Origin of the sequence: Streptomyces tagetis (assembly GCF_018069565.1) — a bacterium.
Classification (GTDB): domain Bacteria; phylum Actinomycetota; class Actinomycetes; order Streptomycetales; family Streptomycetaceae; genus Streptomyces; species Streptomyces tagetis.
Genome location: NZ_JAGPNL010000002.1, coordinates 252,677 through 266,044, shown reverse-complemented (window position 1 = coordinate 266,044; position 13,368 = coordinate 252,677). Strand labels below are relative to the sequence as shown.

14 protein-coding genes are annotated in these 13,368 nt (G+C 76.5%); 9 read left to right on the top strand and 5 right to left on the bottom strand.

Features of this window, described 5'->3' with window-relative positions:
- Nucleotides 1–86 precede the first annotated feature (86 nt).
- Together J5Y05_RS09470 and J5Y05_RS09465 are read left to right on the top strand one after the other, a co-directional pair.
- A complete protein-coding gene (locus tag J5Y05_RS09470) occupies nucleotides 87–1,094 on the top strand; it encodes an N-acetylglucosamine kinase (RefSeq protein WP_307853802.1) in 1,008 nt (335 codons plus the stop codon).
- 136 nt (nucleotides 1,095–1,230) lie between these two features.
- Nucleotides 1,231–2,154: a sirohydrochlorin chelatase gene (locus J5Y05_RS09465; protein WP_210870279.1), complete on the top strand. Its 924-nt coding sequence runs from the start codon at nucleotides 1,231–1,233 to the stop codon at nucleotides 2,152–2,154.
- Nucleotides 2,155–2,212: 58 nt separating this feature from the next.
- Here the strand turns inward: J5Y05_RS09465 and J5Y05_RS09460 are convergent, their stop codons facing one another.
- Both J5Y05_RS09460 and J5Y05_RS09455 read right to left on the bottom strand, forming a co-directional pair.
- The gene (locus J5Y05_RS09460; RefSeq protein ID WP_210870277.1) at nucleotides 2,213–3,238 is read right to left on the bottom strand and encodes a lactonase family protein; all 1,026 of its coding nucleotides are present in this window, start codon (nucleotides 3,236–3,238) and stop codon (nucleotides 2,213–2,215) included.
- A 121-nt stretch (nucleotides 3,239–3,359) separates the two neighbouring features.
- The gene (locus J5Y05_RS09455) at nucleotides 3,360–4,853 is read right to left on the bottom strand and encodes an FUSC family protein (protein ID WP_210870274.1); all 1,494 of its coding nucleotides are present in this window, start codon (nucleotides 4,851–4,853) and stop codon (nucleotides 3,360–3,362) included.
- A 280-nt stretch (nucleotides 4,854–5,133) separates the two neighbouring features.
- Between J5Y05_RS09455 and J5Y05_RS09450 the strand changes: the two genes are divergently transcribed.
- The 3 genes from J5Y05_RS09450 (at nucleotide 5,134) to J5Y05_RS09440 (ending at nucleotide 7,267) form a co-directional block, all read left to right on the top strand.
- Nucleotides 5,134–5,610 carry an Lrp/AsnC family transcriptional regulator gene (locus J5Y05_RS09450; RefSeq protein ID WP_210870272.1) on the top strand — a complete coding sequence of 159 codons (477 nt, stop codon included), beginning with the start codon at nucleotides 5,134–5,136 and terminating at the stop codon, nucleotides 5,608–5,610.
- A gap of 20 nt (nucleotides 5,611–5,630) precedes the next feature.
- Complete coding sequence (locus J5Y05_RS09445; RefSeq protein ID WP_210870270.1) at nucleotides 5,631–6,326, top strand: HAD family hydrolase; 696 nt, start codon at nucleotides 5,631–5,633, stop codon at nucleotides 6,324–6,326.
- Between the two features lie 200 nt (nucleotides 6,327–6,526).
- Nucleotides 6,527–7,267 carry a DUF4142 domain-containing protein gene (locus J5Y05_RS09440; RefSeq protein ID WP_210870269.1) on the top strand — a complete coding sequence of 247 codons (741 nt, stop codon included), beginning with the start codon at nucleotides 6,527–6,529 and terminating at the stop codon, nucleotides 7,265–7,267.
- Between the two features lie 27 nt (nucleotides 7,268–7,294).
- Here the strand turns inward: J5Y05_RS09440 and J5Y05_RS09435 are convergent, their stop codons facing one another.
- Complete coding sequence (locus J5Y05_RS09435; protein WP_210870267.1) at nucleotides 7,295–8,065, bottom strand: LysR substrate-binding domain-containing protein; 771 nt, start codon at nucleotides 8,063–8,065, stop codon at nucleotides 7,295–7,297.
- Nucleotides 8,066–8,149: 84 nt separating this feature from the next.
- On the opposite strand from J5Y05_RS09435, the gene J5Y05_RS09430 reads away from it, so the two are divergent.
- Nucleotides 8,150–8,548 (top strand): DUF5997 family protein, encoded by a 399-nt coding sequence (locus J5Y05_RS09430; protein ID WP_210870265.1) that lies wholly within the window; start codon nucleotides 8,150–8,152, stop codon nucleotides 8,546–8,548.
- 109 nt (nucleotides 8,549–8,657) lie between these two features.
- Here J5Y05_RS09430 and J5Y05_RS09425 read toward each other — a convergent pair whose 3' ends face one another.
- Together J5Y05_RS09425 and J5Y05_RS09420 are read right to left on the bottom strand one after the other, a co-directional pair.
- The gene (locus J5Y05_RS09425) at nucleotides 8,658–9,044 is read right to left on the bottom strand and encodes a DUF2267 domain-containing protein (protein WP_210870263.1); all 387 of its coding nucleotides are present in this window, start codon (nucleotides 9,042–9,044) and stop codon (nucleotides 8,658–8,660) included.
- Nucleotides 9,045–9,186: 142 nt separating this feature from the next.
- Nucleotides 9,187–10,284 carry an MGDG synthase family glycosyltransferase gene (locus tag J5Y05_RS09420; RefSeq protein ID WP_210871407.1) on the bottom strand — a complete coding sequence of 366 codons (1,098 nt, stop codon included), beginning with the start codon at nucleotides 10,282–10,284 and terminating at the stop codon, nucleotides 9,187–9,189.
- Nucleotides 10,285–10,604: 320 nt separating this feature from the next.
- Here J5Y05_RS09420 and J5Y05_RS09415 point away from each other — a divergent pair, with 320 nt between their 5' ends.
- The 3 genes from J5Y05_RS09415 to J5Y05_RS09405 are packed head-to-tail and all read left to right on the top strand — an operon-like array spanning nucleotide 10,605 to nucleotide 13,270.
- Nucleotides 10,605–11,459, top strand: coding sequence for an SDR family NAD(P)-dependent oxidoreductase (locus J5Y05_RS09415; protein WP_210870261.1), 855 nt, complete (start codon nucleotides 10,605–10,607; stop codon nucleotides 11,457–11,459).
- A gap of 16 nt (nucleotides 11,460–11,475) precedes the next feature.
- Nucleotides 11,476–12,522 carry a DMT family transporter gene (locus tag J5Y05_RS09410; protein WP_210870259.1) on the top strand — a complete coding sequence of 349 codons (1,047 nt, stop codon included), beginning with the start codon at nucleotides 11,476–11,478 and terminating at the stop codon, nucleotides 12,520–12,522.
- Nucleotides 12,515–13,270: a polysaccharide deacetylase family protein gene (locus tag J5Y05_RS09405; RefSeq protein WP_210870257.1), complete on the top strand. Its 756-nt coding sequence runs from the start codon at nucleotides 12,515–12,517 to the stop codon at nucleotides 13,268–13,270. Before J5Y05_RS09410 ends, J5Y05_RS09405 begins: the two co-directional genes overlap by 8 nt.
- Nucleotides 13,271–13,368: the final 98 nt, after the last annotated feature.

Sequence of the window (13,368 nt, the reverse complement as noted above, 5' to 3'; positions counted from 1 at the left end):
GCAGGCCGCGCCCGCCCCGGGAGAGGAGCGCCGTTGCGCACCCTGGTCAGCGTCACCCCGCCCCGCCGTCCGCCCCGTCCGCGCCCGTGACCGGGCCCCGGGCGGAGGGTCCGGGCGGTCCCGGGTTCCTGGCCGTGGACTCCGGCGGCTCGGGCCTGCGGGTGGTCGCCGGCACCGCCGGTCCCCGGGGGCCCGGCCCGCTCGGGCGGCGGTCCTCGGACGAGCCGGTGCGCACCGGGCCGCGCGGTGTCGACCCCGCCCACCTGATGGACCGTCTCCTGCCGCTGGCCCGCGCGTCGGCCGCCGAGGCCGGGGTGGACCGGCTCGGCACCGTCGTCGTCGGGGCCGCCGGCATGGCCACCCTGGGCGACGCGCTGCGCGCCGAACTGCCCGGCGCCCTCGCCCGCGAACTGGGGGCACGGACGGTCGCGCTGGCCGCGGACGCGGTGACCGCGTACGCCGGGGCGCTCGGCGCCCGGCCCGGCGCCGTGGTGGCCGCGGGCACGGGACTGATCGCCACCGGCACCGATCTGCTCCGCTGGCGGCGGGCGGACGGCTGGGGCCATCTGCTCGGCGACTGCGGCGGCGGCGCCTGGATCGGGCGGGCCGGACTGGAGGCGGCGCTGCGTGCCCACGACGGACGCGCGGGCGGCTCCGTCACGCTGCTGGCCCGCGCCGAGGAGCGGTTCGGACCGGCGGCCGGGCTGCCCGGCCGGCTCTACCCGCGCACCGACCGCCCCGCCGTCCTCGCCTCCTTCGCCCCCGAGGTGGCCGCCTGCGCGGACCACGACCCCGTCGCCGAGAACGTCCTGAACGCCGCCGCCCGGCACATCGCGGACTCCGCCGCCGCCGTCTGCCCGCCCGGCGGCCACCCGCTCGTCGCCGTCACCGGCGGGCTGACGAGGCTGGGCGAACCGCTGCTCGCCCCGCTCGCACGGGAGTTGGAACGGCGGCTTCCGCACGCCCGCCGGGTGGCGGCCGAGGGCGACCCCCTGGACGGCGCGGTCCGGCTCGCCACCGCCCTCGCCACCGGGTCGCTCACCCTCCCCCGCGATGGGCGAATGCTGTGCGTGGTGACCGTTTCGGCCCCATGACAACGATCGCAGAGGAGGGGAATCATGCCGATGTCGTCCGATCCGTACATCACTCATCAGACAAAACCGGACGGATACCGCTCACCCGCACCCTGACCGAACAGGGAAGCACGGGAAACCAGTAACATGCGGCGCCATGAGTTCCCCCACTGGGCCCGCGTCCGGCCTGCCAGTACGAATGCCGCGCCCCCGACAGCCCGGACGGCACCGCCGTCCCGAACCCGTGGTGGCTCCCGAGGGTGCGCCCGCTCTCGTCCTCGCTGTGCCGGGCACGCCCAGTAGCGCCACCCGCGGCCTCGCCGAAGAGGTCGTCAGCATCGCCCGTTCCGAGCTGCCCGGTCTGGACGCCCGGATCGGCTACCTGGACGGGGACGACGACGAGTTCGTCACCCTGTCGACCGTGCTCGTGCACGCCGCCGAGGAGCGCACCGCCCGCTACGAGCAGGCCGTCGCCGCCGGGGTGGAGGTGAAGCGGCCCGAGGGCCCCGTCGCCGTCGTCGTGCCGCTGCTGGCCGGCCCGGACAACGCGTTGCTGCGCCGCATCCGCCAGGCCGTCATGGACAGCCGGATCGCCGCCGAGCTGACCGATGTGCTCGGCCCGCACCCGCTGCTCGCCGAGGCGCTGCACGTGCGGCTCTCCGAGGCCGGCCTGGCCCGCGCCGACCGCGCCAGGCTGTTCACGGTGGCGACCGCCGCGGACGGCATCGTGCTCGCCTCGGTGGGCGGTGACGAGGCGGTGCAGGCGGCCGGGATCACCGGCATGCTGCTGGCCGCGCGGCTGGCGGTGCCGGTGATGGCGGCGGCGCTGGACGAGGAGGGCTCGATCTCCTCCGTCGCCGATCAGCTCCGCGGCTCGGGGTCTCAGCAGCTCGCCCTCGCCCCGTACCTCATCGGCCCGGAGATCGACGCGGGCCTGCTGGAGGAGGCGGCGAAGGAGGCGGACTGCGCCACCGCCGAACCGCTCGGCCCGTACCCGGCGATCGGGAAGCTGGCCCTCGCCAAGTACACGACGGCGCTGGGCATCGCCCCGCAGCAGCCGCAGAGCACGCCGAGCCACTGACGCACGGACGCGGCACCAGGGCCCGCCCCCCGGGGACGGGCCCTTCCGCGTGCCCGGCTCAGCCGAGGAGGACGCAGGACGCGGCGGCGACGGCCAGGGAGCCGGCCCGCCGGGGCGTGCCCGTGCCGGGGTCGACGGCGAACCAGGTCACGTCGCCGGAGCGCTCGTTGGCGACGTACAGGACGCCGTCGAAGGCGGTGAGCGCGCGCGGCCAGTGGCCGCCGCAGGGCACGGTAGTGAGCAGTTCCAGGCCGCCGCCGGGCTCGACCGCGAAGACGGACAGGACGTCCTCGCCCCGGGTCGCCGTCCACACGAAGCGGCCGTCGGCCGAGACCGCGACGCCGGACGGGTAGGCGTCGCCGGCCGGGGCGTCCGGCAGCACCGGGACCTCGTCGAGCGGGTGCAGGGCGCCTTCGGCGGCGTCCCAGCGGCAGACGGTGACGGTCGGGGCGAGTTCGTTGACCACGTAGGCGTGGCCGCCGTCGGGGTGGAAGGCCAGGTGGCGGGGGCCCGAACCGGGGCGCAGCGCGGTCTCCCGGTGCACGGCGGGGGTGCCGTCGACCAGGGTGCACACCCGTACGGAGTCGGTGCCGAGGTCGACGCTGACGGCCCAGCGCCCGCTGGGGTCGGGCTGCACCTGGTGGGCGCGCGGGCTCCGCCGGTGCTCGGGGCCGGGGCCGGTGTGCCGGAGCACGCCGGACGGGGCCGCGGCGAGGGTGCCGTCGGGGCGGACCGGGACGGCGCTGACGCTGCCGGAGCCGTAGTTGGCGGTCAGGACGTGGCGGCCGTAGAGGCCGAGGTGGGTCGGAGCCTCGCCGGCCACGGGGACCGGCGGACCGGCGGGCTCGGGCGCCCCTGCGGCGAGGCGGAAGGCGGTCACCGTGCCGGCGGTGGTCTCGCTGACGGCGTAGAGCGTGCCACCGTCGGGGGCGAGGGCCAGGTAGGAGGGGTCGGGGACGGTGTCCACACGGTGCGTGGCCGTGAGCGCGCCGCTGCCGGGATCGACGTCCGCCGTGACGATCCCGGGCCCCCCGGCCGCGGTGAACGATCCGATGAACGCCCGCCGTCGTCTGTCGTCCGCCACCCTGGTCCCTCTCGTTGTGCGGAGGTCCTCCGCGCCCCGTGACGCCGGCTGATCACCGGCCCAGGGCGACGGTAGTCAGCCGAGGCCGATTGGTCCAGACCAAGTGGGGACCGAATGGTGCTCAGGCACCCACCAGGGGCGAGCCCGGGGCGCCGCGCAGGGGTGCGGCGAGTTCGGCCAGGGCGTGTTCGAGTCCGTGCAGGTGGGCGAGGGCCCCGCCGGCGGTGTGCGGCGCCGGTACGGCCCCGGCGGGGACGGCTCCGCCGCCGGTGAGCGCCTCGACGGCGGCCTCCACCCGCCGGCAGGCGTCGGCGAGCCGGACGTCGTGCGAGGCCACGGGGTCGGCGGCGACGGCGGCCAGGCCGCGGATCTCCCGGGCGCAGTCGTCGAGCAGGGCCAGCACCCGGCGGGCCCTGCGCCTGCGGCTCGCCACCGGGTTCAGCGGGTGCGTGAGCGGGGCGAGCGACAGCCGGACCCGGCCGAGCAACTGCTCCAGTTCGGCGACGCGCAGCGCCGGGTCGGCGGCCTCGGACCCGGCGAGGCGGGCGGCGGCCTCGGCGGTGCAGTCGTGGACGCAGCGCAGGGCCCGCCGGACCCACGCGTCGGTGACGGAGTGGGTGGTGACCGGCAGGATCAGCAGGACCGCGAGCGCGGCGCCGAGCGCCCCCACCGCGGTCTCGGCGAGCCGCAGCGCGAGCAGTCCGGGGCCGAGGACGCCGAGGAGCCCGTAGAGCAGTCCGGCGAGCACGGTGACGCAGAGCATCATCCAGGTGTACGAGACGGCGGCGGTGTAGAAGACGCCGAAGACGCAGACGGCGGCGAGGACGGCCGTGGGGACGGTGTCACCGGCCACCGGGACGGCGACGAGCAGGCCGAGGCCGATGCCCGCGGCCGTGCCGAGGACCCGCCGGAAGCCGCGGACGAGGGTCTCCCCGCGCGAGGCGGTGTTGACGAAGACCCACCAGGTGGCGCCGACCGCCCAGTACCAGCGTTCGTGCGACACCCAGGTGCCCACGAGCAGGGCGAAGCCCGCGCCGGCGGTGGCCTGGACGGCCTGGCGGGTGGTGACCCGGGCGAGTCCGGTCCCGGCGGGCGGGGCGGGCACGGCGGCCGGGGGCAGGCGGCGCTCGTAGCACCACAGGCCGAAGCGGACGGCCGCGGCGGTGGGCACGGAGAGCAGTACGGCCGCGTACATCTCGGGCAGCCGGCCGGGGGTCGCGTCCAGGAACAGGGCGATGAAGAAGGTCATGAAGGCGAACACGCCGAGGCTGTGCCCGCGCGGGCCCCAGCGCCTTGCGTACACGCCGGCACCGACCACGGCGAGGAAGGCCAGGTCACGGGCGACGACATGGCTGTGCAGGAGGGCCGCGGCGGTCAGCACGGGCAGTCCGGCGGCCGGGAGCAGCGCGGTGGTGAGCGCCTGTCCGCGCACGGTGGCGTCGGTGACGGTGAACAGGGCGAGCAGCGCGGCGAGGCCGCCGACGACGGCGCCCACCAGGGAGACGCCGGCCACTGCGCAGACGGCCGTGGCCGCGGTGATGCCCAGCACCCCGCGGGCGGCGAAGCGCAGCCGCGCGCGCCCCGGGTCCGGGGCCGTGAACGCCCTCTTCAGCATGGATGTACCGCCCCCTCGCGTACCGCGTCGGTCAGTGGCATGGAAAAGGCGCCGCGGGACCCGCAGCGCCATCGACCCCCTTATGGGAGCATCCCTGCCACCACTGGCTCAACACGGCTCCGCCGGACTGTGCCAATGGTCCAGCCATACGGGCTTTCGCCGGGCCGGGGGAAGGCCAACGGCCGAAGGTCGCCGGCCGGCGCATATCCCCTCTTGCCGGGCCATTGGTACCGTCGGACGTGATCACCGACCCAGGAGACCCACGAAGGGGCCGGGCACCATGGCCGTCGACGAGCTGGACACCCGCATCCTGCGGCTGCTGCTGGAGCAGCCGCGCACCAGCGTGCGCGAGTACGCCCGCGTCCTGGGCGTCGCCCGCGGCACCCTCCAGGCCCGCCTGGACAGAATGGAGCGCGACGGCGTGATCACCGGCACCGCCCCGGCCCTCTCCCCCGCCGCGCTGGGCCACCCGGTGCTCGCCTTCGTGCACATCGAGGTGACCCAGGGGCATCTGGACGAGGTGGGCGAGGCGCTGGCGGCCGTGCCGGAGATCGTCGAGGCGTTCTCGATCACCGGCGACGGCGATCTGCTGACCCGGGTGGTGGCGCGGAACAACGCCCACCTGGAGGACGTGGTCCAGAAGCTGATCAGCCTGCCCGGGGTGGTGCGCACCCGCAGCGAGGTCGCGCTGCGCGAACGCGTCCCGCACCGGCTGCTGCCGCTCGTGGAGTCGATCGGCCGTTCGGCACGCGGGTGAGCCTTGGCATGCTGGACACCATGAGCACTCTCGGTGGCATCTCGGTCGTCTTCGATCTCGACGGAACTCTCGTGGACAGCGAGCCCAACTACTACGAGGCGGGCCGGCAGACCCTCGCCGCGCACGGCGTCCCCGACTTCACCTGGTCCGACCACGAGGAGTACGTCGGCGTCAGCACCCAGGAGACGGTCGCCCGCTGGAAGGAGCGCTACGGGCTCGGCGCGTCGGTGGCGGGGCTGCTCGCCGAGAAGAACCGCCGTTACCTGGAGCTGGCGCGGGCCGCCACGCGCGTCTACCCGGAGATGCGGGCCTTCGTGGAGCTGCTGGCCGCCGAGGGCGTCCCGATGGCCGTGGCCTCCGGGTCCTCGCCGGAGGCCATCACGGCGATCCTGTCCCGCACCGGCCTCGACGCCCATCTGCGCACGGTGGTCTCGGCGGACGAGGTGGCGCGCGGCAAGCCGGCCCCCGACGTCTTCCTGGAGGCGGCCCGCCGGCTCGGGGCGGACCCGGCGGACTGCGTGGTCGTGGAGGACGCGGTGCCCGGAGCGGCGGCGGCGCACGCGGCCGGGATGCGCTGCATCGCGGTCCCGTACGTGGCCGCGCAGGCGGACGCCCCGGAGTTCGCCGCCGCCGGTCTGCTGCTGCGCGGCGGACAGGAGGAGTTCACGGCGCGGGCCGCCCACGAGTGGCTCTTCCGCGCGGCCCGGCCCGCCTGAGCGGGGACGGCCGGGAGGGGCGAGGGTCCGTACGTGACTTGGGGGGCGGAGACGGGTGGGCGAGGCGGGGCGGCGAGCCGCGGGGCGAGGAGACGTAGAACACACCCGTGGCTTGGGGTTTTTACCCGGAGCGGTGATTGATTCGACGCCGGAATCCGTATCCCCCGGTGTCCGAGCATGTCTTCGCCCCTGGAGGCACGATGCGCATCACGCGCACCACGGCAGGGACCGCGTTCGTCTGCGGTGCCCTCGTCCTCACCCTCTCCGCCCTCGTCTACCCCACGATGCTCGGGGTGCAGAAAACGGCCGCCACCCAGGACCGGGTCATCGCCAACACCCGGTACGGGCCGCTCACCGAGGCGGACCGGGACTTCGTGGTCAAGGTGCGCGCCGCCGGGCTGTGGGAGCACCCGCTCGGGCTGATGGCGATCGAGCGCGGGACGACGCCGGAGATGAAGGAGGCGGGCGAGCACCTGGTCGTCGGGCACGCCCGGCTCGACGCGACCTGCCGCCGGATCGCGCCGGAACTGGGCATCACCCTGCCCAACCAGGCTTCGCCCCAGCAGCAGCAGTTCGTGTCGACGGTGGACGGCACGGACGGCAGGCAGTTCGACACCACCGCGGTCAACATCATGCGGATCACGCACGGCCAGATCTTCTCGGTGATCGCCAAGGTGCGCGCCAACACCAAGAACTCCCTGGTGCGTCAGCTCGCGGACCAGGCCAACGACACCGTCCTGGACCACATCACCGTGCTGGAGAAGACCGGCATGGTCAACTTCGACCAGGTCAACTTCCAGCAGACGGCCCCGCCGACCCTGCCCAAGGTGCAGCTCACCCCGCCCGCGCCGCAGCCGGGCGAACCGGTCCTGTCCCTGACCGAGCCTCCCGGCCTGGACGTCAACACCACCGCGCCGACGCCGAGTCCGGCGATCGGCTGACCCCGGGCGGCCGGCGTGGCGGGGCGCTCAGCCGCGTCGGGGCTTGCCCCGGCGGCCGTCCCGGGAGCGGTCCGTGCGCCGCACACCGCCTCGGGCCGTCCCCCCGGCGGCCGGTTTGCGCCGGCCCGGCGTGGCGCCGGAGCGCTCGCCCCTGGCGGGGGCGGCCTTCTCGGCGGGAGCGGCCTTCGGGCGGCCCCGGGTGCTGTTGACGGTGCGTCCCCGGACGATGCCGATGAACTCCTCCACCAGGTCGGTGTGGGCGTCCTGCGGCCAGGAGAGCGCCACGGCCGACGCGGGCGCGTCGGTGACCGGACGGTGGGTGAGGTCCTTGCGGTGGTGGAGCCGGGCCAGCGACAGGGGGACGACGAGGACGCCGACGCCCGCCGCGACCAGCTCGATCGCGTCCGCGGTGGTCGCCGGGCGCTCGACGGCGGGCCGGCCCGGCAGCCGCTGCCAGCCGAGGACGTCGTCCAGGGGGTGCAGCACGATCTCGTCCGACAGGTCCTCGACGGTCACCTCGTCGGCCGCGGTGACGAGGTGGTCCCTGGGGACGACGACGACCGTGGTCTCGGTGTAGAGGGGGATCGCGCTGAGCACGTCCCGGTCGACCGGCAGCCGTACCAGCGCGGCGTCCGCCGTGCGGTCCAGCAGCAGTCCGGGCGCGTCGGCGGCGGGGACCTGGTCCAGGGCGAGGGGGACGCCGGGGAGCCGCTCGTGCCAGATGCGCGCCCACTTGTCGGGCGTCACCCCGGGGACGTACGCGAGCCGGAACGAGGGGGGTGCTTCCGAGCCTGTCACCCGGACAGGCTACCGGGCGCCGGCCCCGGCCGCGGTGACCGGCCGTGGTCGGGGAGCCTCCGGGCGGTCGATACCCTTGACGTCATGACGTCCCACCAGAACACCCAGACCATGAAGCCCGCGACCGCGGCGAAGAAACTGGGTGTGTACCTAGAGGCCACCCCCGCGGAGTTCCAAGAGGGTGTGGTCTCGCGCGCCGAGCTGAACGCGTTGCAGGCCGACCCGCCCCAGTGGCTGCGGGACCTGCGGCGCGACGGCCCGCACCCGCGTCCGGTGGTGGCGGCCAAGCTCGGCGTGTCCATCGCGGGCCTGCGCCGGGGCGGGGTCACGGAAGCGCTCACCACGGAGCAGATCGAGGCGCTGAAGCAGGAGCGTCCCGAGTGGCTGGAGCACGAGCGGTCGGTCCAGGCCGACGTCCGCAAGGAGGCGGCCCGGGTCAAGCGCCTGCACGCCGAAAAGGCGGAGCGCGCGGCCGGCGACTGAGCGGGGCCCGCCCCGGGACAGTTCCGCGGCGTGGCGCCGTCCGCCCGGAGGCCAGGGGGCCGGGGGCGCGACTTCACGCCACGGGACCGGCCGACCGGCTCCCTGACGCTCAGCCCGTCGACGGCCCGCCGAAGAGGTCCGCGCAGTCCGACGGCAGCAGCCCCCGGAGGTGGTCCGCCGCGTCGGCGGGGACCGCGTCCGCCACGGTGGAGAGGACGGCACCCGCGTCCCACTCCGCGGTACGCGGCCGGGCGCCGGTCTGCCGGGCCACGCGCCGCAGGAACTCGGCCCGGCCGAAGGACTCGGGGCGCCCGCGCTCCAGGCGCAGCGCGTCGTCCAGCGGAGCCGGCAGATGGGTGGCGAGGGCGGCGGCCTCCGTGGGGCCGACCCGGGAGGCGACCACCCACAGGACGGCCTTGGAGACCTGTTCGGCCTCGTCGTCCCCGTGGTATTCGCCGCGGTCGCGGACCCGGGTCAGGAACTCGTCGAGCTGCACGGCCCCGCCTCCTTCCCTCGTCCCCCGCACCGCCGGGTGCCCCCGGCCGGAGTGGGAAAACGGCTCCGCTCGGTGACGGTCGGGCCGTACGGTCCGTGCGGTCCCTTCGGTGGGCGGAGCCTGTTCCGTGTGTCGGGGCGGTTCAGCCCGCCCGGTCCGTACGGCTGCGCGGGCGGGTGGTCGTGGTGGTCTCGGCGCACCCGGTCACCCGGTCCAGCGCGTCGTCCGTGAACAGGGCGCGTCCCGCCTCGACCCTGGCCCGCCGGGCCGGTCCGGAGGCGGTGAGCACGCGCAGGGACCGGAGCAGGGCGTCCTCGTCCCCGGCGAGGTCCGACACGCCGAGGGTCGCCATCCGGCGCACGCCGTCCGCGCCGTGGCCGGGTATCGGCCGGTAGCCGACGACGGGCAGCCCGGCGGCGAGGGCCTGGACGGCGGTCTGGCCCGCCGCGTTGTCGATCAGGGCGCGGGCGGCGTGCAGCAGTCCGGGCATGTCGGTCACCCAGTCGAGGGCGACGACCCCGGGCGTGCCGGACAGGTGGCGGCGCAGCCGCTCGTTGCCGCCGCAGAGCACGACCGGCAGGAAGCCCTGCTCCCGCAGCAGCCCCACGGTGGCCTCCAGATGCGAACCGACCCCCCAGGCACCCGCCGACAGCACGACCGGGGGGCGTCCCGGCCCGTGCCGGTCGAACAGCCGCCGCCAGGTCCGCGCCCCGGGCGCGGCCTCACGGAACTCGGGGGCGACCACGGGACCGCACACGTCCGCCGGTCTCCCGGTGGCCGTCCGCGCCGTGCGGGCCGCGTCCTCGGTGAGGCACAGCAGGTGGTCGTTGCCGGGGTGGAGCCATTGCCGGTGGACGGCGAAGTCGACCACCAGGACGACGCTGGGCGCCGGGAGCAGTCCCCGCGCGCGCAGGTGCCCGGTGAGCTGGGCGCCGAGGTGGAAGACGGGGACGACGACGTCCGCGCCGGTGCGGTCGGCCAGCTCGCGCAGCCGGTCGCCGGCGAGCCGTGCCAGGGCCGTGCCGTCGGGGCGGCGGCCGGTGCCGGGGCGCAGGAAGAGGCGGTACAGGGCGGCGTAGGCCCAGGGGGCGTGGCGGACCGAGCCGCGGTAGAAGCGCCGCAGGGCGCCGCCCAGCCCGTACGGCAGCAGGGCGAGCATGTCGACGGCCTGGGCGTCGTGCCCCTGCTCGCGGGCGCGGCGGACCAGTTCGGCGGCGACGGTGTCGTGTCCGGCGCCCATGCTCGCGCTGACCACCAGCAGGCGCCGGGGGCCGGGCCCACGGGCCGCGGTCACCGGCGGGCCGGCCGCGGAGGAGCTGCGAGGCTGCACGGCGCCCGGGTTGCCCCGCGGCCCGGTTCCAAACGGGTGAGGTGATCCGCCGGCCGCCCGGGGGGCGGCTCGGTGCCCCGCCCCCAACGCACGATCACACCTGGCATACCGGGGCGTTTCGGGTGATCCTGGGCGGGATACTCCGTCACCGCCCGTCCGGTCGGACACCGGAGCCCCGACCGCGGTCGGACCGCTGCCGAGGTGTCCGCCCAGAACCAAGGTGGTCCCTCATGGTCCCTGCGTTCTCCCGCACCCGGCCCGCCGCCGGTCCCCGGGCCGCCGCACCCGACGCGGACCGGGCCAGGCCCCGGCGGCGGCCCGGCGACGGCCCGGGGACACGTACCCGTACCGCGCTGGTGACCGGCGCCTCGTCCGGGATCGGCGCGGCCGTGGCCCGCCGGCTCGGCGCCGAGGGCGACTGGCGGATGGTGCTCACCGGCCGCGATCCGGTCCGGCTGCGCAAGGTCGCCGAGGACTCCGCGGCCACCGCCTTCGCCGCCGACCTCACGCTTCCCGGCGCCGACCGGCAGCTCGCCGACTTCGCGCTGGCCACGGTGGGCTCCGTGGACCTGCTGGTGGCCGGGGCCGGGATCGGCTGGGCCGGCGAGTTCCGCGACATGCCCCCGCACTCCATCGGCGACGTCTTCGAGATCGACGTGCTGGCCACGCTGCGGCTGGTGCGGCTGCTGCTCCCGGGCATGGTGGAGGCCGGTTCGGGACGGGTGGTGCTCATCGGGTCCCTCGCCGGGTGTCTCGGGGTGCGCGACGAGGCCGTGTACTCGGCCGCCAAGGCGGCGCTCGGCACCTTCGCGGAAGCGCTCCGCTACGAGTTGCGGGGTACCGGCGTGGGCGTCACCCATGTGGTGCCCGGGGTCGTCGACACGCCGTTCTTCGACCGGCGCGGCGAACCGTACCGGCGCTCCCGGCCCCGGCCGGTGCCGGCCGAGCGGGTGGCGGACGCGGTGCGGACCGCCGCCGTACGCGGCCGGGACGAGGTGTACGTGCCCGGCTGGCTGCGGTTGCCGTGCCGGGTCCGGGGGGCGGCGCCGGGGCTGTACCGACGGCTGGCCGCCAGGTTCGGATGAGCGGAAGCGCGCCGCGGTGAGTGCCCTCACCGTCGTCCTCGCCCTGCTGGCGGCCCTCTCCAACGCCGCCGCCTCCGTGCTCCAGCGCCGTGCCGCCGCGCTGGACGAGGGCCGGGCCGGGGCCGTCCACACGGTGGTGCGGTCCCTGCTGCGGCTGGTGCGGGACCGGTACTGGGTCGGCGGCGCGGCGCTGCTCGCCCTGACGACCGTGCTCCAGGCGGCGGCCCTCGCGGTGGGCAGCCTGGCCGTCGTCCAGCCGCTCATGGCGAGCGAACTGCTCTTCACCCTGGTCGTCGGCAGTGCGATCTTCCATCGGCGGCCCGACCGGCGCACCTGGCTGGCGTTCGTGGCGCTGGCCGGGGGCCTCGCGCTGTTCCTGGGCGCCGCCTCCCCCACCGGCGGCCGGGACACGGCGATACCGGGCCGCTGGGTGGGGGCGGGCCTCGTGCTGTTCGCCGTGGTGGCGGGGTTCGCCGCGGCCGGACGGCTGGTGCGGGGCGCTCCGCGGGCCGCGCTGTTCGGATCGGCGTCGGCGGTGGCCTTCGCCGGTACCGCGGCCCTGCTGAAGGAGGTCACCGGCCATTTCCCGCAGGGGGTCGGCGCGGTCGTGACCTCGTGGCCGCTCTACGCCACCGCCGCGGTCGGCGTGATCGCCTTCCTGTTGTTGCAGAGCGCCCTGCGGGCCGGCACCCTCGCGGCGTCGCAGCCGGCGCTGACCCTCGGGGACGCGCTGACCAGCGTCGCGCTGGGGGCGGCTCTGTTCGGGGAGGAGATCGCGCTCGGGGTGCGGGTGCTGCCCGAGCTGATCGGCGTGGCGCTGATCGGGCTCGGCAGCATCGGTCTGGCCCGCGCGCCGTCCGTGCACGGGGCGTGGGACACGGCACCGGCATCCCGCGACGGCCCCGGTTCCGGTCCGCGCGGCCGGCCGCGCGGGGAATGGCGGGCCGGGTCGTCCTCGGCGCTGCCCGGCGCGGCGCCCGGGGCGGAGGACGACGGACGGCGGACCTGGGGCCGGCCGGGACGCCCGGGGGGCGGGGCCGGGGAAGGCGGGGACGATGGATGAGGGAGCGGCCGTCCGACGGGCGGTGTCCGCCGCGGTGCCGGTGCTCGGCGTGTCGCTGGCCGCCGCGCTGGCCCACATCGGGCCCGCCGCGACCTGGCTGCCGGGACCGCGCCGGCGCTGGCTGCCGCGCCTGGCCGGGCAGGGGCGGCCCGGCCACGTCGCCCTGACCTTCGACGACGGACCGCACCCGGAGTCCACCCCGCGCTTCCTCGACGCGCTGGACGGCCTCGGCGTACGGGCCACGTTCTTCCTCCTCGGCGAGAACGTGGTCCGGCATCCCGCGCTCGCCCGCGAGCTGGCGCGGCGGGGGCACGAACTCGCCGTGCACGGCTGGACCCACGACCAGCCGTGGCTGCCGTCGCCCGTCCGCGACACGCGCGAGTTGCTGCGGGCCGCGCACGCGGTGGGCGAGACCGGCGGCGCGGCGCCGCGCTGGTACCGGCCCCCGTACGGCATCCTCACCTCCGGCCGCTGGGCGGCGGCCCGGCGGGCCGGGCTGCGGCCGGTGCTGTGGACGGCGTGGGGCAAGGACTGGCGGTCGGACGCCACGCCCGCCTCGGTACGGGCGACGGCCGCCTCCGCCCTGCGCGGCGGCGGCACGCTCCTGCTGCACGACACCGACCACACCTCGGCGCCCGGCAGTTGGCGGGCCACCCTCGGCGCGCTGCCGGAGATCGTCGGCGACTGCCGCTCCGCCGGGCTCACGGTGGGCCCCCTCGCCGAGCACGGCCCGGACTGGGAGCGGTGACCCCGGGCCGGGGTCTCCTCGTGGCCGGGCTCCGGGCTCGCGGCCGGGGGCGGGGGCAGCGGGCAACGGCGGTTCGGCCCTTGCCTGGTCAGGCGCCC